General features: G+C 72.6%; 26 protein-coding genes and 1 riboswitch. Of the genes, 10 read left to right on the plus strand and 16 right to left on the minus strand.

All coding sequences use genetic code 11. The features are described from left to right. Positions 1–99: 99 nt before the first annotated feature. The 3 genes from IEY99_RS02220 to IEY99_RS02230 all read left to right on the plus strand — a co-directional run bounded on the left by IEY99_RS02220 (position 100) and on the right by IEY99_RS02230 (position 1,899). A complete protein-coding gene (locus tag IEY99_RS02220) occupies positions 100–498 on the plus strand; it encodes a hypothetical protein (protein ID WP_189198970.1) in 399 nt (132 codons plus the stop codon). Between the two features lie 21 nt (positions 499–519). Beyond that, positions 520–840 carry a hypothetical protein gene (locus IEY99_RS02225; protein WP_189198971.1) on the plus strand — a complete coding sequence of 107 codons (321 nt, stop codon included), beginning with the start codon at positions 520–522 and terminating at the stop codon, positions 838–840. Between the two features lie 444 nt (positions 841–1,284). Further along, positions 1,285–1,899, plus strand: coding sequence for a hypothetical protein (locus tag IEY99_RS02230; RefSeq protein WP_229798022.1), 615 nt, complete (start codon positions 1,285–1,287; stop codon positions 1,897–1,899). Positions 1,900–1,911: 12 nt separating this feature from the next. Here the strand turns inward: IEY99_RS02230 and IEY99_RS02235 are convergent, their stop codons facing one another. From IEY99_RS02235 to IEY99_RS02260, 6 genes are all read right to left on the minus strand, one after another. Next, a complete protein-coding gene (locus IEY99_RS02235) occupies positions 1,912–2,274 on the minus strand; it encodes a hypothetical protein (RefSeq protein ID WP_189198972.1) in 363 nt (120 codons plus the stop codon). 52 nt (positions 2,275–2,326) lie between these two features. Further along, on the minus strand, positions 2,327–3,637 hold the full coding sequence (locus IEY99_RS02240; protein ID WP_189198973.1) for an L-serine ammonia-lyase: 1,311 nt from the start codon (positions 3,635–3,637) through the stop codon (positions 2,327–2,329). A gap of 124 nt (positions 3,638–3,761) precedes the next feature. Further along, a riboswitch (glycine riboswitch) is annotated at positions 3,762–3,855 on the minus strand. Positions 3,856–3,924: 69 nt separating this feature from the next. Next, positions 3,925–4,488 carry a S26 family signal peptidase gene (locus IEY99_RS02245; protein WP_189198974.1) on the minus strand — a complete coding sequence of 188 codons (564 nt, stop codon included), beginning with the start codon at positions 4,486–4,488 and terminating at the stop codon, positions 3,925–3,927. 2 nt (positions 4,489–4,490) lie between these two features. Then, positions 4,491–5,060 carry a hypothetical protein gene (locus IEY99_RS02250; RefSeq protein ID WP_189198975.1) on the minus strand — a complete coding sequence of 190 codons (570 nt, stop codon included), beginning with the start codon at positions 5,058–5,060 and terminating at the stop codon, positions 4,491–4,493. A gap of 196 nt (positions 5,061–5,256) precedes the next feature. Continuing rightward, positions 5,257–7,128, minus strand: coding sequence for a S8 family serine peptidase (locus IEY99_RS02255; RefSeq protein WP_189198976.1), 1,872 nt, complete (start codon positions 7,126–7,128; stop codon positions 5,257–5,259). A 211-nt stretch (positions 7,129–7,339) separates the two neighbouring features. After that, entirely contained in the window at positions 7,340–7,912 is a 573-nt protein-coding gene (locus tag IEY99_RS02260; protein WP_189198977.1) for a hypothetical protein, read from the minus strand. Between the two features lie 190 nt (positions 7,913–8,102). Between IEY99_RS02260 and IEY99_RS02265 the strand changes: the two genes are divergently transcribed. Continuing rightward, a complete protein-coding gene (locus IEY99_RS02265) occupies positions 8,103–8,468 on the plus strand; it encodes a helix-turn-helix domain-containing protein (protein WP_229798024.1) in 366 nt (121 codons plus the stop codon). Positions 8,469–8,647: 179 nt separating this feature from the next. Next, positions 8,648–8,932, plus strand: a complete 285-nt coding sequence (locus IEY99_RS02270) for a hypothetical protein (RefSeq protein WP_194505953.1) — start codon at positions 8,648–8,650, stop codon at positions 8,930–8,932. 198 nt (positions 8,933–9,130) lie between these two features. Here IEY99_RS02270 and IEY99_RS02275 read toward each other — a convergent pair whose 3' ends face one another. From IEY99_RS02275 to IEY99_RS02305, 7 genes are all read right to left on the minus strand, one after another. Then, positions 9,131–10,426, minus strand: a complete 1,296-nt coding sequence (locus tag IEY99_RS02275; protein ID WP_189198979.1) for a DUF4407 domain-containing protein — start codon at positions 10,424–10,426, stop codon at positions 9,131–9,133. Positions 10,427–10,487: 61 nt separating this feature from the next. Continuing rightward, positions 10,488–12,416 (minus strand): hybrid sensor histidine kinase/response regulator, encoded by a 1,929-nt coding sequence (locus IEY99_RS02280; protein ID WP_189198980.1) that lies wholly within the window; start codon positions 12,414–12,416, stop codon positions 10,488–10,490. Positions 12,417–12,423: 7 nt separating this feature from the next. Beyond that, positions 12,424–12,861: a response regulator gene (locus IEY99_RS02285; RefSeq protein ID WP_189198981.1), complete on the minus strand. Its 438-nt coding sequence runs from the start codon at positions 12,859–12,861 to the stop codon at positions 12,424–12,426. Continuing rightward, the gene (locus IEY99_RS02290; protein WP_189198982.1) at positions 12,858–14,039 is read right to left on the minus strand and encodes a sensor histidine kinase; all 1,182 of its coding nucleotides are present in this window, start codon (positions 14,037–14,039) and stop codon (positions 12,858–12,860) included. The genes IEY99_RS02285 and IEY99_RS02290 overlap by 4 nt, the downstream gene beginning before the upstream one ends. Before the next feature lie 50 nt (positions 14,040–14,089). Next, positions 14,090–15,406 (minus strand): hypothetical protein, encoded by a 1,317-nt coding sequence (locus tag IEY99_RS02295; RefSeq protein WP_189198983.1) that lies wholly within the window; start codon positions 15,404–15,406, stop codon positions 14,090–14,092. 68 nt (positions 15,407–15,474) lie between these two features. Next, positions 15,475–16,140, minus strand: coding sequence for an SIMPL domain-containing protein (locus tag IEY99_RS02300; protein WP_189198984.1), 666 nt, complete (start codon positions 16,138–16,140; stop codon positions 15,475–15,477). A 10-nt stretch (positions 16,141–16,150) separates the two neighbouring features. Further along, positions 16,151–16,726 carry a DUF4352 domain-containing protein gene (locus tag IEY99_RS02305; protein WP_189198985.1) on the minus strand — a complete coding sequence of 192 codons (576 nt, stop codon included), beginning with the start codon at positions 16,724–16,726 and terminating at the stop codon, positions 16,151–16,153. Between the two features lie 272 nt (positions 16,727–16,998). Between IEY99_RS02305 and IEY99_RS02310 the strand changes: the two genes are divergently transcribed. The 4 genes from IEY99_RS02310 (at position 16,999) to IEY99_RS02325 (ending at position 20,392) form a co-directional block, all read left to right on the plus strand. Further along, the gene (locus IEY99_RS02310; protein ID WP_229798026.1) at positions 16,999–17,694 is read left to right on the plus strand and encodes a hypothetical protein; all 696 of its coding nucleotides are present in this window, start codon (positions 16,999–17,001) and stop codon (positions 17,692–17,694) included. An 84-nt stretch (positions 17,695–17,778) separates the two neighbouring features. Further along, the gene (locus IEY99_RS02315) at positions 17,779–18,543 is read left to right on the plus strand and encodes a LamG-like jellyroll fold domain-containing protein (RefSeq protein WP_189198986.1); all 765 of its coding nucleotides are present in this window, start codon (positions 17,779–17,781) and stop codon (positions 18,541–18,543) included. A 37-nt stretch (positions 18,544–18,580) separates the two neighbouring features. Further along, on the plus strand, positions 18,581–19,444 hold the full coding sequence (locus IEY99_RS02320; protein WP_189198987.1) for a hypothetical protein: 864 nt from the start codon (positions 18,581–18,583) through the stop codon (positions 19,442–19,444). 18 nt (positions 19,445–19,462) lie between these two features. After that, complete coding sequence (locus IEY99_RS02325) at positions 19,463–20,392, plus strand: diacylglycerol/lipid kinase family protein (protein WP_189198988.1); 930 nt, start codon at positions 19,463–19,465, stop codon at positions 20,390–20,392. 10 nt (positions 20,393–20,402) lie between these two features. Here the strand turns inward: IEY99_RS02325 and IEY99_RS02330 are convergent, their stop codons facing one another. Together IEY99_RS02330 and IEY99_RS02335 are read right to left on the minus strand one after the other, a co-directional pair. Continuing rightward, a complete protein-coding gene (locus IEY99_RS02330; protein WP_189198989.1) occupies positions 20,403–21,209 on the minus strand; it encodes an RNA polymerase sigma factor SigF in 807 nt (268 codons plus the stop codon). A gap of 231 nt (positions 21,210–21,440) precedes the next feature. Next, positions 21,441–23,696 carry a catalase gene (locus IEY99_RS02335; protein WP_189198990.1) on the minus strand — a complete coding sequence of 752 codons (2,256 nt, stop codon included), beginning with the start codon at positions 23,694–23,696 and terminating at the stop codon, positions 21,441–21,443. A gap of 155 nt (positions 23,697–23,851) precedes the next feature. Between IEY99_RS02335 and IEY99_RS02340 the strand changes: the two genes are divergently transcribed. Beyond that, positions 23,852–24,442 (plus strand): hypothetical protein, encoded by a 591-nt coding sequence (locus tag IEY99_RS02340; RefSeq protein ID WP_189198991.1) that lies wholly within the window; start codon positions 23,852–23,854, stop codon positions 24,440–24,442. Positions 24,443–24,543: 101 nt separating this feature from the next. Here IEY99_RS02340 and dapC read toward each other — a convergent pair whose 3' ends face one another. Continuing rightward, positions 24,544–25,629 (minus strand): succinyldiaminopimelate transaminase, encoded by a 1,086-nt coding sequence (gene dapC / locus IEY99_RS02345; protein WP_373293269.1) that lies wholly within the window; start codon positions 25,627–25,629, stop codon positions 24,544–24,546. Between the last annotated feature and the right edge of the window lie 2 nt (positions 25,630–25,631).

Raw genomic sequence — 25,631 nt, forward strand, 5'->3', positions numbered from 1 at the left:
CGCCATGAACAAACAGTCAATTCGCGGCGTCCGGGAGTACGTCCGTCCTGCCGTTACAGACGGCTTACTTTCCCTAGGGCAACTAATAACATCGGGAACATGACACCTGCCGGTTCCATCGCCCTCCAGCTCGCCCTCTCGGTCGCCATGGTCATCCTCACCGCGTACGTCTCCGGGCGGGTGCACCAGTGGTACCGGCACGGCTTCGACCGCGATGTGGCGTACCGGGAGGGTTACAACCAGGCGTCGCACACCCTGTTCCAGCTTGCCGTCCGCAGCCATCCGGCGGGTTCCACGACCGCCGCGGGCGGCCTCCCCGGGGCGCCGCAGACCGCCGTGCCGGGCCCGGCGCCGGCACAGGTCCGCGCCGTCGTCCCGCTGCACCACCTGAGCGACCGCACCACACCGGGCGACCACATCGCACCGGGCGACCGCACCGCCTACGACATCCACGCCGAGCGCCGCGAGACCGCCCGCCTGCTGCACCACCAGGTCTGACCCCACGGAGGGACGAGAGTCATGACAGTGCCCGGCAACAGCATCATCCAAGCGCTGTTCGCGCTCGCCTTCGTCGTCGCCAGCGGGTACGCGGCCGGACGCATCCACCAGTGGTACAAGCAGGGACTGGATCGGGACGAGGCCTACCGCACCGGCTACGACCAGGCCTCCGACTCCATGTTCGACCTCGCCATCCGCAAGCGCCAGCAGACGTCCGCCGAGGGCGATCTTTCCCCGGCGAAGGACCGGCAGCACCTCGTCGGCCACGCACGCCGGCGCATCCAGGCGGACCCGTCGCCCCCGCCGGGCGGCCGGCGCCGGCGCCGCACCGCCCGGAGCTGAAGCCCCGGGCCGGGGAACGTCCCGGATGCTCCCCTGTGCACCCCGGCCGACCCGAGGCGCATTCGCCACCGCGCCTCGCGTTTGCCCGCTCCAGTTCTTAGTGTTAACAGCAGTGAAACCGCTGGTCACTCGTCATCGCCGCGGACACCGGCCGGCCTCGCGAAGATCGGCGCGACGACCGTCCCTCCCCCGGAGGAATTAGCCCGTACCGCTTGTCCTGATGAGTCATGCGCGGGCAACGCGAGACGGAACGCCGATCTCGGCGAGCTCGCGAATCGGGCACTGTGGGTGTCGGCACCCGGCGTACCTGCCGCCGCCGGCCGACCGGCCGACGCACCCGCACCCTCGCAGAAGGAAGCCCCGTATGCGTACGTCCCGCAGACGGCTCGCCCCGACCGCGACGCCCCGCTCCATGAGCACCGCCGACGAGGCCGGTGCGGACTCGTGAGGCGAGCCGTGCTGAGCAGCGAGAGGCCCGGCGACACCCGGGCGCAGGACACCGCCGGGCCCCCGCCCGGGAACGGCATCGACCTCGACGATCCGGTCACCGAGGTGCCACCCCGCCGGCGGGGACTCGACCGGCGGACCCGGGGCATCCTGGTGGCCGCCGCGGTGGCGGCCGCCGTCGTCAACGCCGGCGCCATGTGGGCGTACTGGAAGATCACCGGTTCGGGAAGCGACTCGGCGCGAGCGGGCGCCTCCGTGGAGATGGCGCTGCGGGGACGCTCGAGCCTGGACGTCCCGCTCGCGCCCGGCGGCACCGGCGACCTGACCGTGACGGTGCTGAACCACAACGACTTCGCGATCCGCGTCGCCTCCGTCGAGGCGGGCACCGACAACGTCATCGCCGACGACGAGCACCGCGAGAACGGCTGCGAACGGCACGGCGTCAGCTTCACGCGCCCGGAGCTGGCGGTGCGCTGGGACGTCGCCCGCAACGACGTGGCCGTCTTCACCGTGCCCGGCGCCCTGCGGATGGCGGCCGACGCGGACCCGGCCTGCCGCGGCGCCGTCTTCACCGTGCCGGTCCGCGTCACCGGCGAGGCGCGCCGCCCCTGACGGGTGGGCGGGTCAGCCGGTCGAGCCGCTCCAGCCGGCGTCCCGGCACGCCTGGGTGAAGGCGGTGGCGTCCGCCTGCCATGCCGTGGTGGTCTCGTTCGCGCTGCGGCCCAGCGCGGTGGCGCGCTCGGCGATCCGCGCGTTCCCGCTGCCGGCCGACCACTTGTTGACCTCGTCGGCAAGGGACAGCCGGGCCGTCTTGGTGCCGGCATCGGCGTAGCCGGCGGCGAAGGCGGTGCAGGCGCGCTCCGCGCCGTCGTCCAGCCGGCCCGGGCCCGGGTCCTGGGCGGACCGGCCGATCGCCAGGCCGGCGAGGACCACCACGACCGCCGCGACGCCGATGACGAGCTGGCGCTTGTTCAGCTTGACCTTCACCGTCTCCGCTCCCCGGTCGCGAGTGCAAATTGCACCCTATCCGACTATCCGGTCAGCACTCGACGACGGTGACCGCCAGTCCGCCGCGGGACGTCTCCTTGTACTTGCTCGACATGTCGCGTCCGGTGTCGCGCATCGTGCGGATCGCGGTGTCCAGGCTGACCCGGTGCTCGCCGTCGCCGTTCAGGGCGAGCCGCGCGGCGTTGATCGCCTTGACGCTGGCGATCGCGTTGCGCTCGATGCACGGGATCTGCACCAGGCCGCCGACCGGGTCGCAGGTGAGCCCGAGGTTGTGCTCCAGGGCGATCTCGGCCGCGTTCTCCACCTGCTCCGGAGTGCCGCCGAGCACCTCGCACAGCGCGCCGGCCGCCATCGCGGCGGCGGAGCCCACCTCGCCCTGGCAGCCGACCTCGGCACCGGAGAGCGACGCGTTGCCCTTGATGAGGATGCCGATCGCGGCGGCGGTCAGCAGGAAGCGGACCACGCCCTCGTCGTCGGCGCCCGCCACGAACCGGGTGTAGTAGTGCAGCACCGCCGGGACGATGCCGGCCGCGCCGTTGGTCGGGGCGGTGACCACCCGGCCACCCGCCGCGTTCTCCTCGTTCACGGCCAGGGCGAAGAGGTTGACCCAGTCCATGACGTGCAACGGGTCGGCGTCCTGGCGCCGGACCAGTTCGGCGTGCAGGGCCGGGGCGCGCCGGCGTACCCGCAGGCCGCCGGGCAGGACGCCGTCCGTGCGCAGCCCGCGCGCGACGCAGCCGCGCATGACCTCCCAGATGTGCAGCAGGCCGGCGTGGATCTCCTCGGTGGTACGCCAGGCGCGCTCGTTGTCGAGCATCACCCCGGAGATCGAGATGCCCTCGCGGCGGCAGATCTCCAGCAGCTCGTCGCCGCTGGCGAACGGGTGCGGCAGCACGGTCGCGTCCGGGTCGGTGCTCGCGCCCTCCTGCACCACGAACCCGCCACCGACCGAGTAGTAGGTCACCTCGGGGCCGTCGTCGGCGCTGAACCGCAGCGCGTTCGGGTGGTACGGCAGGCTGCGCCGGTGCCGGACGAACTCGGCGGAGACCGGCCGGGCGCCGTTGAGCAGCAGCTTGCCGTCGGTACGGATCTCCTCGACGCGCACGGCCGCCCGGTCGGGGTCGACGGTGGCGGGGTCCTCACCCTCGAGGCCCAGCAGGATCGCGCCGTCGGTGCCGTGGCCGCGCCCGGTCGCGGTGAGCGAGCCGAACAGCTCGACCCGCACCTGGGACGCGCCGGGGTGCGCGGCCGCGAAGAGCCGCGCGGCGCGCATCGGACCGACCGTGTGCGAGGACGACGGGCCGATGCCGATGGAATAGAGGTCGAAGGCGCTGACCGCCATGAAGGCTCCCTGGTCGCAGATGACCCTCCCCGCTCTGTCATCTATACCTGAGAGCTTCACCGCCGGCAGGCGGTTTGCACCGTGGGTGCGGGTCCTCGGGTGGTCCCGGCTTTCCAGAGTCGCCTCGCCGTTGGCGGTATCTGTGCCTGAGAGATTCTCGGGGAGGAATTGCTCCTTCGGCGTCCCGACCGGGTCGGGTGCTCTCCCGCCAGGGCTCGAGCAGCGCAATCTTCGGTTGTGGGCCGACCGTAGAAGCCGACCCGCGAGCCGTCAAGTCGGCCGGGGCGTCACTCGGGCCTGGGGGCCGGGCGCAGCACCAGAGTGACCGCGCCGAGCACGGCGAGCGTCTGGGCCACGAACATCGCGGGGTCGCCCTCGCGCATGTCCAGCGTCGCCAGGGCGACTCCGGGGATCAGCAGGCGACCGATGCCCTTGACCTGGCCGGGTGCCGTACGGAAGCTGTCGTCGCTGTTGTTGGCGTCCCCGCGGGTGATCAGCAGGCCGTTCTCGTCGATGCCGGAGATGCGGTGGATGCGGGTCTGACCCGGGTGCTGCTGGTCGGGAACGACCACCACCTGGCCGATCATCGGCGTCCAGTTCTCCGGCGGTGCCGAGGTGACGGCGATGTCCCCGCGGTGCAGCGACGGGCTCATCGACTCGCTGACGACCGCGACCGGGGTCCAGCCCCAGATCGCCGGCACCGAGCTCCACGCGACGAGCGCACCCACGGCCGCCAGGACGGCGATGGCCACGAACCGGAGCAGCATCCCCGGCAGACCCGGCGGGATCGTGCGGCGTCCGGCCGGCCGATGGGTCCCGGCCCACCTGGCCGGTGCGGACATGGTGGTCATGGTCAGCTCGCCGCTTCCCAGGTGAAGGTCGCCGCCGCGGAGGCGCCCTGCGCGCTGTCGGGCGTGGAAGCGTTCACCGTGTACGAGATGTGGTAGGTCTTGCTGCTCGCCGACGCCGGGGCGAAGGTGCCGACGCCGTTGGCGAAGCTGTTCCTGGTGCTGCCGAAGTTGGCCAGCGTGCCGGTGTAGGCGGTGCCCGACGCGGTGAAGCCGGTGCAGCTGCCGTAGCCGCCGCCGCTGCCCTCCTCGATCACCAGGTCGAGGTACGGGGCGAGCGCGCCGGAGATGCCGCTGCCGTACATCTTCACCGTGGCCGAGAGGCTGCCGGTGTACGAAACCGTGATGCACTTGTCGCCGGTCGAGCCGGGCCGCAGGTTCGTGGGCGAGAACATCGCCGCGCCGGTGTCGTCGTCGCTCAGCGCGACCGTACCCGCGTTCCAGCTGTTCGCGCTGTTGCCGGTGTTCGCCGTGAAAGCCGCGCTGGAGGCCTGCCACATGACGCCGGAGCTGACCACGATTCCGCCGGTCACCGTCAGCGCCACCGCCAGCATCTTCGTTCCGCGCAACTGCATCTTGTGTTCCTCTCACCGACCGGCGCACCGGCCATCTCTCACTGTCAGCCGGGTAGTTCGGCGGGCTCCCTCAACCGGGACTCAAGCCGCCGTCAAATCCGCGGCAAGGCTGGAGGAACTTCTCCGGGCGACCGGAACGGCGAGGCCGCCGGGTGGACTCGCGTCCGCCCGGCGGCCTTCGGTGGCGCAGCCGGCCTCACTCGTCCGGGTCCGGCAGCAGATAGCCGGCCGCCCGCATCGCCGCCACCAGCGTCGCCGCGGCCGGTGGTACGGCCGTGGCCGACGGGACCGATGGGTCCAGCGGGACGCCGCGGCCCTCGGGCATGCCGTACGACGCCCACTGCGGGACCAGCCCGACCGCGACGGCCGCGTCCGGGATCCCGGCGCCGCAGCGGTACGGGTCCGCGCCCGCCAGCGGCCGGCAACTCGCCTTGATCAGCTGCACGAGCCGGTGCACCCGGGCCGGGCCGCGCATGCCGAAGCCGTACCGGAAGTCCGGGTGGTGGGCGAGGACCAGCCCGGCCAGCGCGGCGACGTGGGTCGCCGCGATCGGCGTGCCGTCGAGCGCCGCCCGGCCCTCGGGGCCGACCGCGGAGATCACCGCGACGCCGGGCGCGCACACGTCCACCTCGGGGCCCGTGCAACTGGACCGGGCCACGAAGAGGCCCTCCCGGGTCGGCATCCCGCTCTGCTGCGCCGCATGGTGGCTCTCCGGCGGGTACGTACCGACCTGCCCGACGGCCCCCACGGTGAAGATCGGGGCGAGGGTGCCGGGGAACGTGACCGGTCCGCCGGTGTCGCCGGCCGCGGCCACGCAGAGGATGCCGGCCTGCCGGGCCTCCTCCAGCTTGTACGCCACCAGCCCGGCCGCGCCCTCCGTGTAGACGCCGAGGTCGATGACGTCGACCTCCTGGGCGATGCAGTAGTCGAGCGCCTCGATGAGGTCGCTGAGCCGGCCGGGCAGCACCCGGCAGACGTGCACCTCCGCCTCGGGGGCGAGACCTCCGGCCTGGTCACCGTCGGTGCCGGTGATCAGGGCGACGGCGTGCGTCGCGCGCCCGATCGCGTCCTGGTCCCAGGACTTCTCGTCCTGGCCCACGACGTTGATCCCCGACATGACGCCCTCGGCCGCACCGAGGCGCCCGCCGTCGACGCCCGAACCGATCACGGCGATGCGCACGCCGTGGCCGCGGTACGTCGGCGGCAGCCGGTCGAAGTTCATCGCGCGCCGGGCCCAGCCGTCGCCGGTGAGCTCGCGGGGCCCGGTGTCGAGCCGCCGGCAGACCACCGGGTTCGCTTCCGTGGCCGACAGCGACGGCGAGTCCAGCATCGTGCTCCAGCAGTCGGCCCGCGGGCGCACGTAGACGCCGCGTACGGCGTCGAGGGAGTCGACCGGCACGGCCATCTCCACGGTGCCGTCGGCATCGGTGCGGCCCACGACGGGGTAGAGGCCGCCGTGGACGTAGACCACCGCGTCGCGCAGCGCTTGGTCGCGCTCGTCGCGGACGCGGAAGCGCACGGTTACGGACTGGTCCAGCGAGCCGGTGCCCGGGACCGGGGCGGGCACGGGAAGTTGCTCGCCGTGCCGCAGCGGGTGGTCGACGTCGACGTGGAACTCGGGCCGCGCCGCCAGGATCGCCGCCTGCTCGGGGGTGGCCTCGACCACGGCGACCGCGGGGTACCGGATGCCCGCCACGAGGGGGGCCTGGTCGCCGGGGCCCGACTCGCTCGCGGAGCTGCGGATGACCCGGAGCACGTGCAGGGCGGGATCGCGCTGCAGCGCCTCGATGAGCTGCTGTCCGGCGGCGGCCGGATCGGCGGCGCCGGGGAGTCCCGGCGCGGTCGCCCAGCCGGTCGGAGCGACCAGATACCGCTCCGGGCGGCGCCGCACGGAATCCGGGCGGCTGCCCGTCTCGTCGCCGGACTCGCGCGGCCCCTGCGCGCGCGGGGTGTCGTCGGTTCCGCCCGGCCGGGCGTCGGCCACGCGGGGCTCGGCCGGCCGGTCGGTGGGTTTGTCGGGCCGCCCCTTCGGCCGGCCGGTGCCGGGTGCCTGGCCCTGCTCGGGCATGGCGTGCTCCTTCCACTGACGTGGCGCCGCCGGATCGTTCCGGACCGGCGCGGGATCGCATGTGCGTCGGCGGTGACCGGACGCGGGGTCCGGTCACCGCCGAGAGCTGACGCGCCGGCCGCGCGGCGATCGGGAGGCCTGCCACCGCGTCACGACGGCGGTGGCCGCCGGCGGCGCAGGAAGGCGATCGCGGCTGTCCGGCTCGCAACGGTCAGCGGCCGAACGGGCCGGGGGTGAAGCTCGCGTACGGGCTCTGCTGCTGACCGAACTGCTGCTGGCCGTACTGCTGCGGCCCGAAGCCCGGGGTGCCGAAGCCCTGCTGGCCGTACTGGGGACCGAACTGACCGAACTGCTGGCCGATGCCCTGCTGGCCGTAACCCTGCTGCATCAGCTGCTGCTGCACGAGCTGCTGGGCGACCTGGTGCGCGACCTGCAGCACGCCCGACTGCGTGAGCTGCTGGATGGTCTGCTGCGCGATCTGCTGCACGAGCGGCTGCTGGGCGAGCACCTGCACCAGGGGGTGCGACTGGGTCTGCACCTGGATGAGCTGCATGTGCTCGAGCTGCTGGGTGATTTGCGGCTGCTGAGCCAGCAGCTGGGTGACCTGCTGCCGGATGAGCTGCTGAGCGATGCGGAGCGCGAGCTGCTGCTGCGCGAAGTGCTGCTGCAGCGGCTGCTGGCCCATGCTCTGGCCGCTCTGCTGCTGTGGACCGTACGCGCTGTCGCCCCAGCCGCCGAACATCTGGCCCTGGCCCGTCGCCGACATGGTGGGTGCGTACGTCATGGCTGACATCGTGCCTCCCAACGTCCAACCTCGATGGACAGGTTGTCCATCGACATCGGACGCTACGCTCGACGATGGTGCCGGACAAGGGGTCGACCTCGTTCGATATATTTGCGCGGTAAATTATGAACTTCGCTGACTCGGACACCCGAGACAGACTCAGAGCGAGCGACGCACGACGATGACCGGGATGCCGATGAACCCTCTCCAGCAGCTCATCCGGGACCGGATGGCGGAGCAGGGCTGGTCGTATGCCGATGTCGCGCGCCGCGGCGGCATACCGCGCTCCACCGTCCACCACCTCGCGACGGCCGAGCACCTGCGCCGGCCGCCCCATCCCGCGACCCTCGAAGGGCTCGCGGAGGGGCTCGCCGTGCCCCTCGACGCCGTCCGCGCCGTGGCCGCGTCGGCCGCCGGCCTCGCCACCTGGCAGGAGCCGGCCACCGATCCCGAGATCACCATCCTGGTCGCGGCGCTGTCCCGGCTCAGCCCCGACGACCGGCGGCACGTGCTCGCCCTGGTGCAGTCCCTGCTGAGCGCCGATCGATCGGCGTAAACCCCGGCACGCCCCTTTCGCCCCGTTTTCGTATCGCAAGAATTCTGCGCCGCAGGCATCGATCATGTCGGATGCTTCATAGAGTGTGGGCGGATACACATTCAGTAGCCGGAGGCGCACCGCGCCCCGCTCGCGACCGCCGCAATCAGCGAATCTCAGGAGGTACCATGCGCGTCTGCATGACCGAGCTGCCGATCGCGGTCCGTGTGAAGACGCCGCAGGGAGTCGTCGTCGCTCTTCCGCGCGGCAGATCCCGGCAGCAGGCGCTGGACATGGCGAGCGTCATCCTGTCCAGCGACGAGTTCGAGCAGCTCCGGCATGCGCTGGGAACCTCCGCGACCCGCGCGCGCTATGCCGCGCGGTTTGCGGCGCCGGTGCTGCGGCCGGTCCCGCAGCGGGCGGTCCGCGTCGTGGACTGCGAGCCCCGGACCAGCGCCACCGACGGGCCGAGCCCGAGCCGGTGACGACGGCAACCGCCGGGATGGCGGGGTGCGGGTGCCACAGCAGCCCACCGCCGGCCATCCACAGCCGGTGCCGGCCACGGCGGCGACGGCGATCGCTCGCCGCCTCCGCCGCTCCTCGAGCCCGGCGCCACCGCCGAAAACAGAGCGTGGGCTGGCGGTGTACCGGGATGAAATCGTAGCCCCCTCGTGCAATTTGCACTACGCCCTGACGCTGTCCACATCGTGAAGCGTGGGCGGCGGGCCGTGCGGCGGGCTCGGCGGCGGGTGGTGGTCGATCAGCGGCACGGACGACACCGGCGAGATCGGCGCGCCCGCCACGCTGTCGTACAGGTGCGCCCGGGCCCGTTCCATGGCGATGTCGGCCAGCTCCTCGTCGTGCGAGGCCTTGCCGATGCTCTCCGCCATCACCCGGGAGGCCGCCTCGGCGTACCGGCGGGCGTCCTTGAGGCCCTGCTCGTAGCCGATCGCCGCCTCGTGCTCGCGGCAGCGGGCCTGTCGTGCCTCGGTCCGCTCGTAGGCGTTGCCGTGCGAGACGATCTTGAGTCCCACCGCGGCGCAGTCCAGCGCGACCAGCAGGAGCGCGATGCCGACGTAGAAGACGCCGATGCCCCAGAAGTCGCTGCTCACCAGGAACCACATGGCCTTGGTACGGGCGCCGAACCCGGCGTCGGCCGCGATCGCCTCGGCGTTCGCCGTACGCTGCGCCTTGATCTTGTTGGTCAGGTCCGTCTCCTCGGCGGCGCGCGACTCCCGGGCCGCCTTCTGGCTCTCCTGCAGCCGCGCGGCCTGGGCGTCGAGCTGGGCCGCCTCCTCGTCGAGGCCCCGCGACCGCTTGACCAGCGTGTCGCAGAAGCCGCCGGGCGGGCAGCCGGCCTTGCGGGACGCGCCGTCGCCCTCGGAGTCGGCGACCGCCTGGGCGTAGAGCTGGCGGGCGTCGCGGCGCTTCTCGGCCGCCCGCGTGTTCAGCGCCTGCACCGCCTTGTTCTCCGCGGCGGTCTGCTTCTTGAGCTCCGCGAGCCGGGCATCGTACGCGGCGATCGCCCCGCCCTTCTCGATCTCGCTGATCTCGGCGTTGTGCACGTCGTTGAGGTGGGCGTCGATCTCGCCCTTGTAGCGCTCCAGCATCAGCGGCTCGGTGATGATCACCGCGAAGAGCAGGGCGAGGCAGAGCCGGCCGGCGTAGAGGCCCAGCGTGGGCTTGCGCAGCAGCTCGTTCGGGTCGGGCGAGTCCAGGTTCTCGAAGTTGATCGCCACCCGGCCGACCACGGCCCGGTCGTACGCGACCACGCCCGTCGCCACCAGCGGGCCGACCAGCCACTGATACCACGGGTCGGTGTAGTTGGCGCTGGCGTCCACGAAGGCGGCGCCGCCCACCGTCGCGTACCCGAAATAGAGCACGATGAAGACGCCGATGGAGCAGTAGAGGACCCGGTCCGAGTGCGTGGTCACGCTCTCCGGGTTCACGTTGGCGATCCGGAGCAACAATCGACGCATGGTGCGAGTCTCGCCGATCGCGGCGGCTCGCGGTGCCGAAACGGAGGGATCGGCCGGACCGCTACGAGCCGGTGCCATGGCGCAGCAGCCGGTGCAGCTCGGTGAGCAACGTGTCCTTGCCGAAGGGCTTGCGCAGCAGCGGGGCGTCCGGCGGAAGCTCCTGCCCGCCGGGCGCGATGCCGTTGGTGTAGCCGGACATGAACAGCACGGGCAGGTCCGGCCGGTTGCGCCGCAGCTCCGCGGCCAGCTGGGTGCCCGACATGCCCGGCATGATGACGTCGGTGAGCAGGACGTCGATCTGCACCTGGTCCTCGAGGCACAGCTTGAGCGCCTCGTGCGGCGTCGCGGTCCGGTGGATCCGGTACCCGGCCTTGGTCAGGATGCGGCAGACGATGTCGCGGACGGCGTCCTCGTCCTCCACGACCAGCACGATCTGCCCGGTCTCGCCGGTGGGCGCGCTCGGCGCGTCGGCGTCGGCGCCGGTGGCCGGGGCGGCCGTCGCGGGCAGGCAGACCCGCAGCGTGGTGCCCTGTCCGGGGCGGGAGTCCAGCGCGATCGTGCCGCCCGCCTCGGTCACCGCCCCGTACGCGGTGGCCAGGCCGAGACCGGTGCCCTGGCCGCGCCCCTTGGTGGTGAAGAAGGGCTCGAAGGCGCGGGCGGCGACCTCGGCGGACATGCCGCAGCCCGTGTCGGTGATGGTCAGGGTGACGGCCGACCCGCCGCCGACCTGCGTGTCGCCGCCCTCACCGGTGGTGATGGTCAGCCGGCCGCCGGTGGGCATCGCGGCGCGCGCGTTGACGACGGCGTTCATCAGCACCTGCTCGAGCTTGCTGCGGTCCATCGTCACCGGTGGCAGGCCGGGCTGCAGCATCGTGCTCATCTCGATGTCCTCGCCGAGCGTACGGTCGAACAGCTTCTGCATCTCCTGTACGACGGCGTTGAGGTCGAGGACCTCCGGCTGCGACGGTTCCAGGCGGCTGAAGATGAGCAGCTGGCGGATCAGGGCCGTACCCCGCGCCGCGGCCTGCTGGATGCCGTTGACGTCGGACTGGACCGGATCGTCCGGCGGAAGGTCCTCGGCCAGCATGGCCGCGTAGCCGGAGATCACCGCCAGCAGGTTGTTGAAGTCGTGGGCGACCCCGCCGGCGAGCTGGCCGAGGGAGTCGAGGCGCTCGGCCTGGCGCAACTGCCGTTCCAACTCGGCCCGTTGCTGCTCGGCGAGCACCTGTTCGGTGGTGTCGCGCAGAATCCCCTCGACCGCCAGGACCAGGCCGGCGTCGTCGACGATGGCCACCGCGCGTTGTTCGGTCCAGACGGTCGCGCCGCTGGGCCCGCGCCACCGGACGGTGACCGTGCCGGGGCGCGGCGACCGCCAGGACTGCTCCAGCGCCGGCCGGTCCTCCGGCTCGACCAGGCGGAAGATGAGGTCCGGGTCGTCGTAGAAGTCGTCGGGCGGCCGCCCGATGATCGTGGCGATGGCCGGGCTCAGGTATTCGACGGCGGGCTCCGGGACCAGGCGGTAGCGGAAGATGATGTCCTGGGCGTGCTCGGCGAGCAGCCGGAACCGCTCCTCGCTGTCGCGCAGCGCCGCCTCGGCCCGGCGGCGCTGCCGGCGCTCCGCGGACTCGCGGAGCTCGCGCTGCACCGCGGGCGCCAGGCGGGCCAGCTTGCTCTTGAGCACGAAGTCCTGCGCGCCGGCGCGCATCACCGCCGCCGCGGTCTCCTCGCCGACCTCCCCGGAGACGAGGATGAAGGGGATGTCCGGGTCCTGCCGGCGGATCTGTTCGAGGGCGTCCTCGGCCCGCAGCGCCGGCATGTTGTAGTCGCAGATGACCACGTCGGGCGGCCGGTCGCGCAGGGCGGCGGCCACGTCCGCGGCCGTGTCGACGCGGGTGTGCTCGACCGTCAGCCCGGCGCGGACCAGATGCCGGGCGATCAGGAAGGCGTCGTCGTCGCTGTCGTCGATGACGAGCAGGTGGCACGGGTCCACGCGATCCTCACCGGCCCAGCCCGGGCGGAAGCGGCTCGTTGACGATCAGCCAGTACACGCCGAGGACCTTGGCGGCGGCGAGGAACTCGTCGAAGACCACCGGCTTGCGGACGTAGCTGTTCGCGCCGAGCCGGTAGCTCTCCACGATGTCGCGCTCCTCGTTGGAGGTGGTCAGCACCACGACGGGCAGGCCCATGGTGCGCTCGTTGCCGCGGATGTGGCGCAGCACCTCCAGCCCGTTGACCTTCGGCAGGTTGACGTCGAGCAGGATCAGCGCCGGCTTCAGCGGCGGGCTGCCGTCGTCGGGCAGCAGCAGCCGTAGCGCCTCCTCCCCGTCGCTCGCCACGATGACCTCGTTCTTGATGTGGTTCTTGCCGAACGCGCGGATCGTGAACATCACGTCATCGGGGTTGTCCTCGACCAGCAGGATGGGGCCGTCGCTCATCGGATCTCCCAGTCGGCGGGTGCGGGGGTGAGGCTGAACCGGAACGTCGCGCCGTTGCCGGGCGAGCTGTCGGCGACGATCTGCCCGCCGTGCCGGGTGATGATCCGCTGCACGATCGCGAGGCCGATGCCGGTGCCCTCGTACTCGGCCGTCGAGTGCAGCCGCTGGAACGGGTCGAAGAGCTTGTGCGAGTAGCGCATGTCGAAGCCCGCGCCGTTGTCGGTCACCGCGAACACCTCGACGCCCTGCTGCGCTGCCGAGGTCATCGTGATGGTGGCGTCGGCCCGGTTCGAGGTGAACTTCCAGGCGTTGCCCAGCAGGTTCTGCAGCACCAGGCGGATCAGGTGCGGGTCGGCCTGGGCCACCAGCCCGTCGGCCACGACGACCTCCACCTCGCGGCCGGGGTCGGCGTTGCGCAGCTCGGCGATCACCTCGCGGGCCAGCGCCGAGAGGTCGGTGTGCTCGCGGTGCAGCTCGGTGCGGGTCGCGCGGGACAGGCCCAGCAGGTCGTCGATCATCTGCGCCATGCGCGCGACGTTCGCCTGGATCCGGCGCAGATACTGGTGCCCCTGCTCGTCGAGGACGTCGGCGTAGTCCTCCTGCAGGACCTGGCTGAAGCCCTCCAGGCTGCGCAGGGGCGCGCGCAGGTCGTGGGAGACCGAGTACGCGAACGCGTCGAGCTCACGGGTGGACGCCTCGAGCTCGGCGGTGCGCTCACGGACGCGCAGTTCCAGGTTCGCGTTGAGCTGGCGTACCTGTTCCTCGGCCCGCTTGCGGTCGGTGATGTCGGTGGAGATGCCGCAGACGGCGTACGGCTGGCCGGCCTCGTCGATGAGCGGGAACTTGACGGTGATGTAGGTGCGTACCCCGTCGTCGCCGGGGACTTCCTCCTCCATCTGCACGGGTACGCCCCGGGCGAAGGCCTCCAGGTCGTTGGCGCGGAAGGCGTCGGCCGTGTCCTTGGGAAACAGGTCGTGGTCGGTCAGGCCGACGATGTCGTCCCGGCACAGCTCGAACAGCCGCTCGTACTCGCGGTTGACCAGCAGGTAGCGGCCGTCGACATCGCGCATGTAGATAACGGCAGACGTGTGGTCGATCAGTGCCATCAACTGCTCGTGACCGACCAGCGCCGGTGGTCGTGCCTCGACCGCCGGCTTCCCGTTCACCTTCGTGCCCACCATCCGCTCCCGGCTGCGGCCTCGCCCGCGGCGGGCGCGGCCATCGGCAATCACGAAACCAGCCGCACCTCGACCGGTGCAATCTCCAACAAATCCGACCGTACCGCACTCAATGGCGCGTCTTCCCGGACTTCCGCATCGAGGGCGGGGCGCAGCGGCGCCAGCACGTGCTGACGCCGGGCCCGGGTCAGCCGCTCCAGGTAGGTCTCGGTCATGCCGGTGGTGCCGGACCGGTTCGACACCAGGGGCCGGTCGCCGAGGCCCGCGGCGTCGCGCTGGCGCTGCGGCTTGAACAGGAACTTCTTGCTCAGCATCAGGTGCGAGCCGGCGGCCCGCGCATGCGCGGTCAGCAGGTCGTACCAGTCGGCCAGCACCGGGTGGTGGCCGACCAGCCGACGAAGCTCGGTGAGGCCGGAAGCCGGCAGCCGGTCGAGGTCGACGCCGAGGTCGGCGGCCATCCGCTGGGGCAGGGTGGGCTGGGCCATCAGGCTCTCCAGCGCCGCCTGCTCCTCGCTCAGCAATCCCGGGAACAACCGGCGCACGTGCGTGGCGTAGTCGGGAATCGCGATGCCGAGCAGGAAGTCACGCTTGAGCGCCTCGACGTCCAGGGCGCCGCTCGGCGGGATGTCGCCCGGCTTCCAGTGCACGGCGAACTGGCGGAACACGTCCATGAACTGCTCGGGAGGCATGCTCTTCTCGGGCGGCAGGGCCGCGAACTCCAGGAAGAGGTCCCGTAGCGCGTCCACCAGCACCGTCGCGGTACGCACCCGCGACACCGCCTCGGGGGAGGCCCAGCGGGTCTCCGGCGTGGCCAGCGGCTCCAGCAGGTCGTTGACCGCCCGCTCGACCGCCTCGCCCTTCTTCACCAGCGCGAAGAAGTTCTCCTCCCCGGTGGTGCCGGTGTACGTGCGGGTCCTGCCGTCGTCGAACACCCCCGGGAGCACCGCCACGGTCCGCTCCCCCAGGCGGACCTCCACCGTGCCCACGTTCCACCGCACCAGCGAGGCGTAGCTGTCGCGATGGTCGTGGCCGGTGCCCGTCCGGTCGGCGAGCCCGGCGAAGTAGCGCTGGAAGGGAATCTGCTCCGTACCCGCCGCGAGCCCCTCGAACGCCCGCTCCGGCGTCTCCTTGCCGCCGGGCGTGCGCTCCTGATAGTGCCTCGCCACCGAGGCACCCACGAAGCCGAGATTGACCACGAGCCGCTGCGCTTCCTCCGCGGACAGCCGCTCAGGCAGGGGCAGATCGGGCAGGACCACCTCGTGCAGGGCGTCGGTCAGCACCCGCGGGGCCAGGACGTCGCGCAGGATGGCCTGGTTGAGCTTCGGCAGCTCCTCCAGTACCCAGGCGCCGAGCTGCGGCAAAGCCATCGCACTCACACCCTTCAGGACCGGGAATCACACCCATCGGCGTGGAGAGCCCGGTCTGAAGAGTTCCCTTATATCTTTTTGTCACACATTTCCGACATGAGGGTGGGCTCCGTGATGGCCACCCGCACCACCACCGCGGCGTGCACGGTCTGCGGCTGCGGATCGACCTCGAGCTCCAGGTCGGCGGACTCCAGGCCGAACGCGGCGGCGCGCATCATGCCGCCGCCACCGCCGCCGGCGCCCTCGTCGGAGATCTCGATCAGCCGGTCCACCTCGGCGCCGACGGCCTGCGCGTACTCCCGGGCGCGGCCCAGCGCGTCGGCGATCGCCTCCCGCCGCACGTCGGCGCCCGCCCGGCTGCCGGGGCGCAGCTGCCACCAGGGACCCGAGATGGCGGTCTGCTCGGCGTCGGCCAGCCGCAGCAGCATCTCCCCGAGCGCGCCGAAGTCGGTCACCGTGACCGTGGTGCCGACGCTGCCCACGTACGCCGAGACGCGCTCGCCGCCGCGCTTGAGCTCGGGCCGCACCTGGATCCCGGCGGTGTCGCGCCGCTCGATCGCGTCGGCGTAGCCGTCGAGCACGGCACGCAGCGCGGCCGCCCGCTCGGCCAGCCGGGCGAGGGCGGCCTGCCGATCCTTGTCGCGCGCGGACACGGTGACGCAGAACTGCGCGATCTCCGGCGGCACCTCACGGACGGCCTCGCCGCGGACCACGATCACGGGTTGCTCAGCCATGGCGAGAAACCTACGCCCGCGCAAGCGGAATGCGCACTCCCCGGGTACGGACGGAGTCACGCAGAACGATCGACGTGAGCCGGGTGCCGCGCGGGACGTCGAACACCAGCGTGCCGCGTACCCGCGCGCCGGCGTCGATGCGCTCCAGGATGCCCGGGCGCCGGCCGCCCACGTACATGGCGGCGCCGACCTCGCTGACGAAGGCCGAGCCGTCGGCGGCGTACGCGGTCTGCGCCGCCCCGTCGAGGATCTCCGGCCGCGTGCCGATGTTCCGGACGGTGACCGCCACCAGGCAGAACTCGCCGCGCGCCCGTTGCCCGAAGTCGTCGCTGCCGAGCCGGCGGGCGCCGCAGCGCATCCCGGCGACCGAGAACTGGAAGCCGCCGTCGGCGACCACCTCGTGCAGGCGGCCGCCGACCGCCTCCTGACGCGGGGAACCGCCGGCGCCGAGGCCCGCCGAGAGCCGGTTCGCGATCACTCCGAGGACCGCGAACAGGGCGATCAGGGCGGCGATCATCGCGACGGCGAGGCCGCCGGCGATCCACGGCCACAGCGACCGGGCGTCGCGGCGCCGGAGGTTGGACATGGGCTCTCCCGTGGCGCCGGTCCGGACGTGCAGCGTGGCCGGACCAACCACCCGAGGATCCGGCCACGCTCCCTGACAACCGCCGCCCGCGGGCCCGGGAAGTGGCCCGAACAGCCGGGCTCCACCATCCGGTCGGCTCGCCGGCCGTCCCGGCCCGGCGCGGCGGTGAGCCGTCGCGGCGAGTCATGTCTCACTGCCGCGCCGAAGGGCGGCCCTCGCCCGTTATGAGTCCTGCGACGAGAAGTCCGCCCACGACCCCAGGGGAGATCGCCGTGACCGTGACCGAGCACCAGATCAAGGACCGCATCAAGGCCGTCCTCGCCGGATCCTCTCCGGACACCGCCACGTCGGAGCACCCGTTGATCGTGCCGGGCACCATGCACCCGAACCAGGCCCTCCAGGTGCTCACGCTGGCGCAGCGGACGGCCGAGGAGCACATCGCCATCGCCAACCGCCAGGCGGAGAAGATCCGTACGGACGCCCAGGCGGCGGCCGACAAGATCGCGGCCGATGCCGAGACCCACTCGCAGAACATCCGGCGGGAGGCCGACAAGGTCCTGGCCGAGGCGCGGGCGACCGCCGAGAAGGCGGCCCGCGAGACGCGCGCCCAGGCCGAGGAGGCCCGGCGCAGCGCGGACCGGATCGTCTCGGAGGCCCGGACCCAGGCGCAGACCGTCGCCAAGAAGGCCGAGGAGCAGGCGGATCAGCTCAAACTGCAGGCCCAGCAGCGGTACGAGGACGCCGTAGGCAGCCTCGGCGCCAAGCGGGAGGCGTTGCAGCGGCAGATCGAGTCCCTGGAGCGGTTCGACCGGGAGTACCGGGCGCGGCTGACGGCGTTCATGCAGAACCAGTTGCGCGCCCTCTGGGTCGACGTGCCGGCCGTCGGGGACGAGCTGGACGACGCCGAGCCCGAGGCGGCCGGCGAGTCCGCGGCCGAGGAGCCGGAATCCCGGGAAGAGGACGAGTAGCCCGCCGAACGGCCATCGGTTCCTGGCCGTTCGACCGCGCCGCCGCACGCGCCGAAGATTCCCCCAAACTGGGATTATTCGGACATGACTGACGATCACCAGCCGCGGGTACGGACCCGCCGCCGACGCTGGACGACGGGAGCGATCGTGGCCGCCACCGCCACGGCGGCCACGGTCGGCGGCTCGTTCTGGATCCGCGCCGACGCCGGGACAGCGCCGACGGAGGTGGTCCGCTACACCTTCGACGGCACCGCCGGCACGCTCTTCCCCGACGCCACCGGCGGCCTCCACCCGCTCAGGACGGTCAGCAGCAAGGGCGGAACGCTCACCTCGATCGCCCACGGTGACGGCACGGCGCTGCAGTTCCCGCCGCCGTGCCGGCAGGAGCCGTGCCCCCGGGTGGCGTTGCGCGCCAAGAGCTCGGCGGCCCTCAACCCGGGCCGCAAGCCGATCCGCTTCGGCGCCTCCGTGCTGCTCTCCCGCAAGCAGACCAGCAAGGGCGAGAACATCGTCCAGAAGGGCTACTCGGCCCGGGGCAGCCAGTACAAACTGCAGATCGACGGTACGGCGGGCAAGCCGAGCTGCGCGATGGTGGATGCCCAGGGCCGCGTCCACATCGCCCGGAGCAGCGTCACGGTGGCGGACAACGCCTGGCACACCCTGGAGTGCCGCCGCCGGGGCACCTGGCTCGCCATCCGGGTCGACGGCCGCCGCCGGGGCAGCACCACCGTGCCGGCAGCCCTGTCGGTCGCCAACGCCATTCCGCTCAGCATCGGCGGCAAGGGCGCCTACCGGGACAACGACCAGTTCCAAGGCGCCCTCGACGACGTCTGGGTCGCGATCGGCTAACTACGTCCTATTTGTAGTGATATGGAAGCATGATGCGGTGACAGTCGCTCGTGTGCTCACGACCATCGCCCTCGCCGCCGGAGCCCTCGCCGGCCTGGCCGCGGCCGCGGCGCCCGCCGATCCCGCCCGGCTGGAGGCGGTCACCGAGATCAAGGACGACGAGTGGCCCGCCAAGGTCGAGTACCGGGCCCGCCGCGGCGACGTCGTCCGGGTACCCCTCGGCGTACGGAGCGCGGACGACGGCCCGGTACGCGGCCTGGTCGCGAAGCTCGAGATCGACGCCGGCCTCGAGTTCGCCCGCCGCTACCGCAACTGCTGGTACACGGCCAACGCCGGCCGCGGCATCGCCTGGTGCGAGTTCTCCGTGACGCTGCCCGCGCACGGAGGCCTGACCATCACGACGCCGGTCGCGGCCGTCCGGCCCGGCACGGAGCCCGGAGCGGTCGCGACCATCGCGTTCCGCTGGCAGAGCAGGGGATGGTCCGACGCCCGCGGCGGCCTGCGCCGGGTGGCCGCGTACTTCGCCGGCCCGGGCGAGCCGGTCGTCCGCGGCGACCAGGGCGTGCTGGCGCTCGGCGAGCGGACGCTGCCGACCGCGGACATCCGGGCCAACGGCAACTTCGTCCGTCTCACCGTGACCGACGGCCCTCCGCTCACCCCGGCCGCGACACCACCCGCCTCCCCGGGCTCGCCGCCGCCTCCGTCCGGGCCGGACCCGTCCGCGACCGGGGGAGCGGCCCCGGCGGCGACCGGCGGCGCGGCCGGCGGCGCGGCCGGCGGCGAGGGGCTGCCGGTCACCGGCACGCCGAGCGCCACGGTGGTCACGACGGGCGGCGCCCTCCTGCTCCTCGGCCTCCTCGCCATCCGCATCGTGCGACGGCGGATGCGCTTCACCGCCTGACCGGTAGGGTCATCGCCGATGCGGACGAAGCAGCAGCTCAGTGCGGACATCCACGGCGAGCGACGGGCGGCCCTGGTGGTCAACGCCCATTCCCGGCGCGGCGGGAGGCGCTATGCCGACGCCCGGTCCCGGCTGCTCGCCGCGGGATTCCGGCTGCTCGGAGACTTTCCCGTGCACCGGCCCGGCGAGCTGGAGGCGAGCCTGTCGGCCGCCGTGGCGCTGGGCCCGGACGTGCTGGCCGTGGGCGGCGGCGACGGGACGATCAGCACGGCCGCCCGGGTGCTCGCCCATCGCGACATCGCGCTCGGGCTGTTGCCGCTCGGCACGACGAACAACTTCGCCCGTACGGTGGGGGTGCCACTCGATCTCGGCGAGGCCGTCGCGACGCTGACCCACGGCACGGTGGTCGACGTCGACCTGGGGCTCGCCGGGGACCTGCTGTTCACCAACCACGTCGGCGTCGGGCTCTCCGCGGACGTGATGACCAGGGCGCCCCGGCGGCTGAAGCGGGTCGCCGGACGGCTCGCGTACCCGATGACCGCCCTGGCCCTGCTGGCCCGGCACCGCCCGCTGCGGGCCCGGCTCCGCGCCCAGGGCCGGCAGCACGAGTTCCTCACCCATCAGCTGTACGTGGCCAACGGCGGCTTCCACGCCGGACGGCCGATCGCCGGGGACGCGGACGCCGACGACCGGCTGCTGGTGGCCTATCCGGTGGGCGGCGCGAGCCGGCGCGCCCTGCTGCGGGAGACCGCCCGCAACGCCGCCACCGGGCACCGCCGCACGCTGCGCGACGAGCCCTTCCTCGCGGTGGGTGAGCTGTGGCTGGAGACCGACCGGCCGGCCCGGGTGGAGGTCGACGGGGAACCGTGCGGGCAGACTCCCGTCCGGATCACCGTCGACCCCAACGCCCTGCGGATCATGGCACCGCCGGGCACCGTCGACCGCTGAGGTCCGGCCCTCAGACGGCGAGCTCCAGGTGGCCCCGCAGCTTGGTGAGGGCCTTGGTGAGCAGCCGCGAGACGTGCATCTGCGAGATGCCCACCTGCTCGGCGATCTGCGACTGGGTCAGGTTGCCGTAGAAGCGCAGCGCGATGATCTTCTGCTCGCGCTCGTCCAGCTGGGCCAGCGCGGGGCCGAGGGCGACGCGGGTCTCGGCGAGCTCGAAGCCGGTGTCGTCGCCGCCGAGGGTGTCACCGAGCTCGGTGCTGCCGTCGGCGTTGATCGGGGTGGACAGGCTGGTGGCGCTGTAGGCACGGGCGCCCTCCAGCCCCTCGAGCACGTCCTCCTCGGTGACGCCGAGGTGGTCGGCCACGTCCGCGACCGTCGGCGACCGGCCCAGCGTGTGGCTGAGCGTGTTGTTCGCCGCGGTGATCGCCAGGCGGAGCTCCTGCAGCCGCCGCGGGACCCGGATGGACCAGGTGCGGTCGCGGAAGTGGCGCTTCAGCTCGCCGACGATGGTCGGGATGGCGAAGCCGGCGAACTCGACGCCGCGGTCGGCCTCGAACCGGTCGACCGCCTTGATCAGGCCCATCACGGCCACCTGGAAGAGGTCGTCGAGCGGCTCGCCGCGGCCCGCGTAGCGGTTGGCCAGGTGCCGTGCCAGGGGCATCCACGCCTCGATCGCGCGGTCCCGCAGCGCGGCCCGGGACGGGTGTCCGGCGGGCAGGGCGGCGACCGCGGCGATCAGCTCGCTCGCGCGGTCCGTCGTCGCCGAGGCATCAGCAGCGAGGTCGGCGCTGTCGACAGGGGCGGCGATAACCGTCATGGACGACTCCTTCGATCCAGCCACCGAGGGTCGGTGGCCCTGTTACCTGCACAACGAGCGACGGCCGGGAATGCCGGAATCCGTCGCAGGTCGTCCGGATACTTGCCCCCCGGCAAGGGACGGCCAAACTCCTCCGAACAGTCAGAAGAACCACACCGAAAGGTTGATGTTTTGGCCGTAACCCCGGAGAGGCCCGCCCCGTCCGGGACGCGCCTCTCCGGTGTCCGCGGATCAGGCGACCGTGGCCGGGAACCGCTCCCATACCCGGTGGGCGGCCAGCAACCGCTGCACGCCGGCGAGCGCCTCCGTACCCGAATCGGCGGTCACGACGCCCGGCGTGCCGGTCACGCCCGACTGGCCCAGCGCGGCGACGCCGGCGCCCCACGCCCCGATGGCCTTGGCGTGCCGCCAGGCCTCCTCGACCAGCAGCGCCACGCGCGGGTCCACGGTGACCGTGTCGGCGGCGCCGGCCTTGGCGTCCCGGGCCGGCAGGGCATCCGGCGCGGGCGCGGGCGCCGCGGCGAGCAGGAGGGCGTCGAACTCGACGGACCGGGCGGTGGCGAAGGTGCGTTGCACGCTCAGGTGGCCCACCATGCCGCCGTGCGCGGCGATCAGCAGCGGCACCATGCCGGCGCCGAACACCGCCTGGCGCACCGCGTCCACGCCGTCCAGGTCGCCGTCGTCCACGACGATGCCGATGATCCGGCCGTCGGCCGGCCACTCCCCGCCCACCTGCGACAGCGCCGGGCTCGGGGTGACGTCGGCCAGCGGGACGGACGGCTCGGGTACGGGCAGACCCAGCCCGGTGGCGACCTGCTCGCACAGCACCGGGTCGATGTTCGCCAGGCACCGCAGCTGCCGTTCCTTGACCGCCTGCTCGTAGCACTTGCCCAGCTCGAAGGTGTAGGCCCGGATGATGTGCTCCTTCTCCACCGGCGACATGCTCAGCCAGAACAGGCGGACCTGGCTGTAGTGGTCGTCGAAGGAGACCGGGTTCGCCCGCACCTTCGGCGCCTCCGCCACCCGCACCGGCACGTCGACGAAGGCGTTCTCCTTGACCCCGGCGGGGAACGGGTTGCCGCCGTCGAGCGAATTCGGCCGGTACGGCGCCACCCCGGCGTGCACGGCGTGCTGGTGGAAACCGTCGCGCAGCATGTCGTTGACCGGGGCGTGCGGGCGGTTGATCGGGATCTGCGGGTAGTTCGGGCCGCCCAGCCGGGTGAGCTGGGTGTCGACGTACGAGAAGAGCCGGCCCTGCAGCAGCGGGTCGTTCGTGACGTCGATGCCCGGCGGCAGGTGGCCGAGGTGGAAGGCGACCTGCTCGGTCTCGGCGAAGAAGTTGCGGGGCGTGCGGTTGAGGACGAGCTTGCCGATCGGCTGCACCGCGGCCAGCTCCTCGGGCACGATCTTCGTGGGGTCGAGCAGGTCGATGCCGGCGAAGGTCTCCTCGGGCGTGTCCGGGAAGACCTGGATGCCCAGCTCCCACTCGGGGAAGGCGCCGGCCTCGATCGCGTCGTACAGGTCGCGGCGGTGGTAGTCGGGGTCCACACCGGCCGCGATCTGCGCCTCCTCCCAGTCCAGGGAGTGCACGCCGAGCTTGGGCTTCCAGTGGAACTTGACGAGCGCCGTCTCGCCGGCCGCGTTCACCATCCGGAACGTGTGGACGCCGAAACCCTCCATCGTCCGGTACGACCGCGGGATGCCCCGGTCGGACATGTTCCACATGGTGTGGTGCTGGGCCTCGGTGTGCAGGGAGACGAAGTCCCAGAACGTGTCGTGCGCGCTCTGCGCCTGCGGGATCTCGCGATCGGGGTGCGGCTTGCCCGCGTGGATGATGTCCGGGAACTTGATGGCGTCCTGGATGAAGAACACCGGGATGTTGTTGGCGACGAGGTCGAACGTGCCTTCGTCGGTGTAGAACTTCGTGGCGAAGCCGCGGGTGTCCCGCACGGTGTCGGCCGAGCCGCGCGACCCGAGCACCGTGGAGAACCGGACGAAGACCGGCGTCTCCTTGCCCTTGGTCAGGAAACCGGCCCGGGTGACGCCCTCGGCGGTGCCGTAGCCGGTGAAGACGCCGTGCGCTCCGGCGCCCCGGGCGTGCACGACCCGCTCCGGGATCCGCTCGTGGTCGAAGTGGGTGATCTTCTCCCGGAAATGGTGGTCCTGCATCAGGATCGGGCCTCGCGGGCCGGCCTTCAGCGAGTGGTCGGTGTCGGCGAGCCGGGCGCCCTGCGAGGTCGTCAGGAACGCTCCCTGCTGCCCGTTGGCCTCGGCCGGCGCGCCGGTCTCGGCGCCGGTCGGCGTGCGGGTCTCGGGGGCGCCCTGCTCGGCCTTGGCCGGCAGCGGCGGGTGCGGCTTGGTGGGTTCCTCGAGGGGCGCGGGAGCGCTGCCCGGCGAGCCGGGTACGTCGGGCGTCAGCGCGTCGGTCACCTTCGCGGTGGCGGCCTGGACGGCATCCTTGACCACCTCGGTGGGCTTACGTGTCATCGGGTCGGGTCCTCCAGGACGATGGCGGGGCTCTCTGCGGCTACCCGGCAGGCCCGCCGTCAAACGATCGTCCTTGATCACCCGTTAGGTGCAACTCGGAGGCTTCCTAGGGCAATCTGTGTTTTTCATCCCATTTGGGCGGCTACTTTCCGGCCATGATCAGGATCACTCACTTCCTTCGCGCGGCGGCCGTGGCCGGCCTTGCCGCCGCAACCGTCATCCTGCCCACCCACGGCGGCGCCTCGGCGGCCCCGGTGACCCCGGCGGCTCCCTCGGCCACCGTCCAGGCTCCGGCGCTGAGCGCGGCAGCCAAGGCCTACACGGCGAAGTTCAAGGGCGCCGTGTGCGTGAACGGGCACGTCGAGAACATCGGCTGGCAGGGCTGGCGCTGCAACCGCTCCGGCCGCCCGGTCATGGTCGGCACCACCGGGCAGTCGCTGCGCCTGGAGGCGGTCTCCATCCTGACCACCAAGGCCGGCGGCATCTGCGCCAAGGCGCACGTGCAGAACATCGGCTGGATGCGCACCCGCTGCGCCCGCGCGAACCGGATCGTCACGGTGGGCACCACCGGACAGGCGCTGCGCCTGGAGGCCCTGCGCCTCAGCACCGCCAAGCGCGTCTGCGCCGAGGGCCACGTGCAGAACATCGGCTGGCAGGGCATGGAGTGCGCCCGGAAGTGGAACTGGGTCGAGGTCGGCACCACCGGCCAGAGCCTGCGCCTGGAGGCGCTGAAGGTGCTGGTCTAGCCGATCACCGGCGGTTGCGTCGGCGCGGGCGGAAGCTTCGGCTCCCGCCCGCGTCTCTCGTCCGGGGCCCGGACCCTCCCCGGCTCGGGACTCGTCCCGGGTCAGGCCAGGCGGGCGACCGCCGCCGCGACCCGTTCGTCCGTGGCCGTCAGGGCGATGCGCACGTGCTGCGCCGCCGCCGGGCCGTAGAAGGCACCGGGCGCCGCCAGGATGCCCCGCTCGGCCAGCCAGTCGACCGTCTTCCAGCTGTCCTCGCCGCGGGTCGACCACAGGTAGAGCCCTGCCGCGCTGTGGTCGATCGTGAAGCCCGCGCCGGTCAACGCCGCCCGTAGCGCCGCGCGCCGGGCCGCGTACCGGTCACGCTGGGCGGCGACGTGCGACTCGTCGCCGAGGGCCGCGATCATCGCCGCCTGCACCGGCGCCGGGACGATCATGCCCGCGTGCTTGCGGACCGCGAGCAGCTCCCCCACCACCGCCGGGTCGCCGGCGACGAAACCCGCCCGGAAGCCGGCCAGGTTGGAGCGCTTGGACAGCGAGTGGACGGCCAGCACGCCGGTGTAGTCGCCGCCGCAGACCTCGTCGGAGAGCACCGACACCGGCGTCTCCTCCCAGCCCAGCGAGAGGTAACACTCGTCGGCGGCCACGACCGCGCCGCGCTCCCGCGCCCAGTCGACGACCTTGCGCAGGTGCGCCGCGGGCAGGACCTTGCCGGTCGGGTTCGACGGCGAGTTGACCCAGACCAGCTTGACCCGCGGATCCGGGCCGAGCGCGGTGAGCGAGTCGCTGCGGACCAGCTCCGCACCGGCGAGCCGCACCCCGGCCTCGTACGTCGGGTAACACACCCGGGGAACGACCACGACATCACCCGGACCGACCCCGAGCAGGGTGGGCAGCCAGGCCACCAGCTCCTTGGAGCCGATGGTGGGCAGTACCGCGAGGCTGCCCGAGGCACCGCAGGCCCGGGCCAGCCAGGCGGTGACGGCCGCGCGCAGCGCCGGGGTCCCCGCGGTCTGCGGATAACCCGGCGCGTCCGCGGCGGCCGCCAGGGCGGCCTGGACCGACGCCGGCACCGGGTCGACCGGTGTGCCGACCGACAGGTCGACGATGCCGTCCGGGTGGGCGGCGGCGACGGCCTTGGCCGGCTCCAGCTGATCCCAGGGGAAGTCGGGCAGCGACGCCGAAAGCACGG

It is taken from the genome of Couchioplanes azureus, from assembly GCF_014648355.1.
In the GTDB taxonomy this organism is placed as follows: Bacteria; Actinomycetota; Actinomycetes; order Mycobacteriales; family Micromonosporaceae; genus Actinoplanes; species Actinoplanes azureus.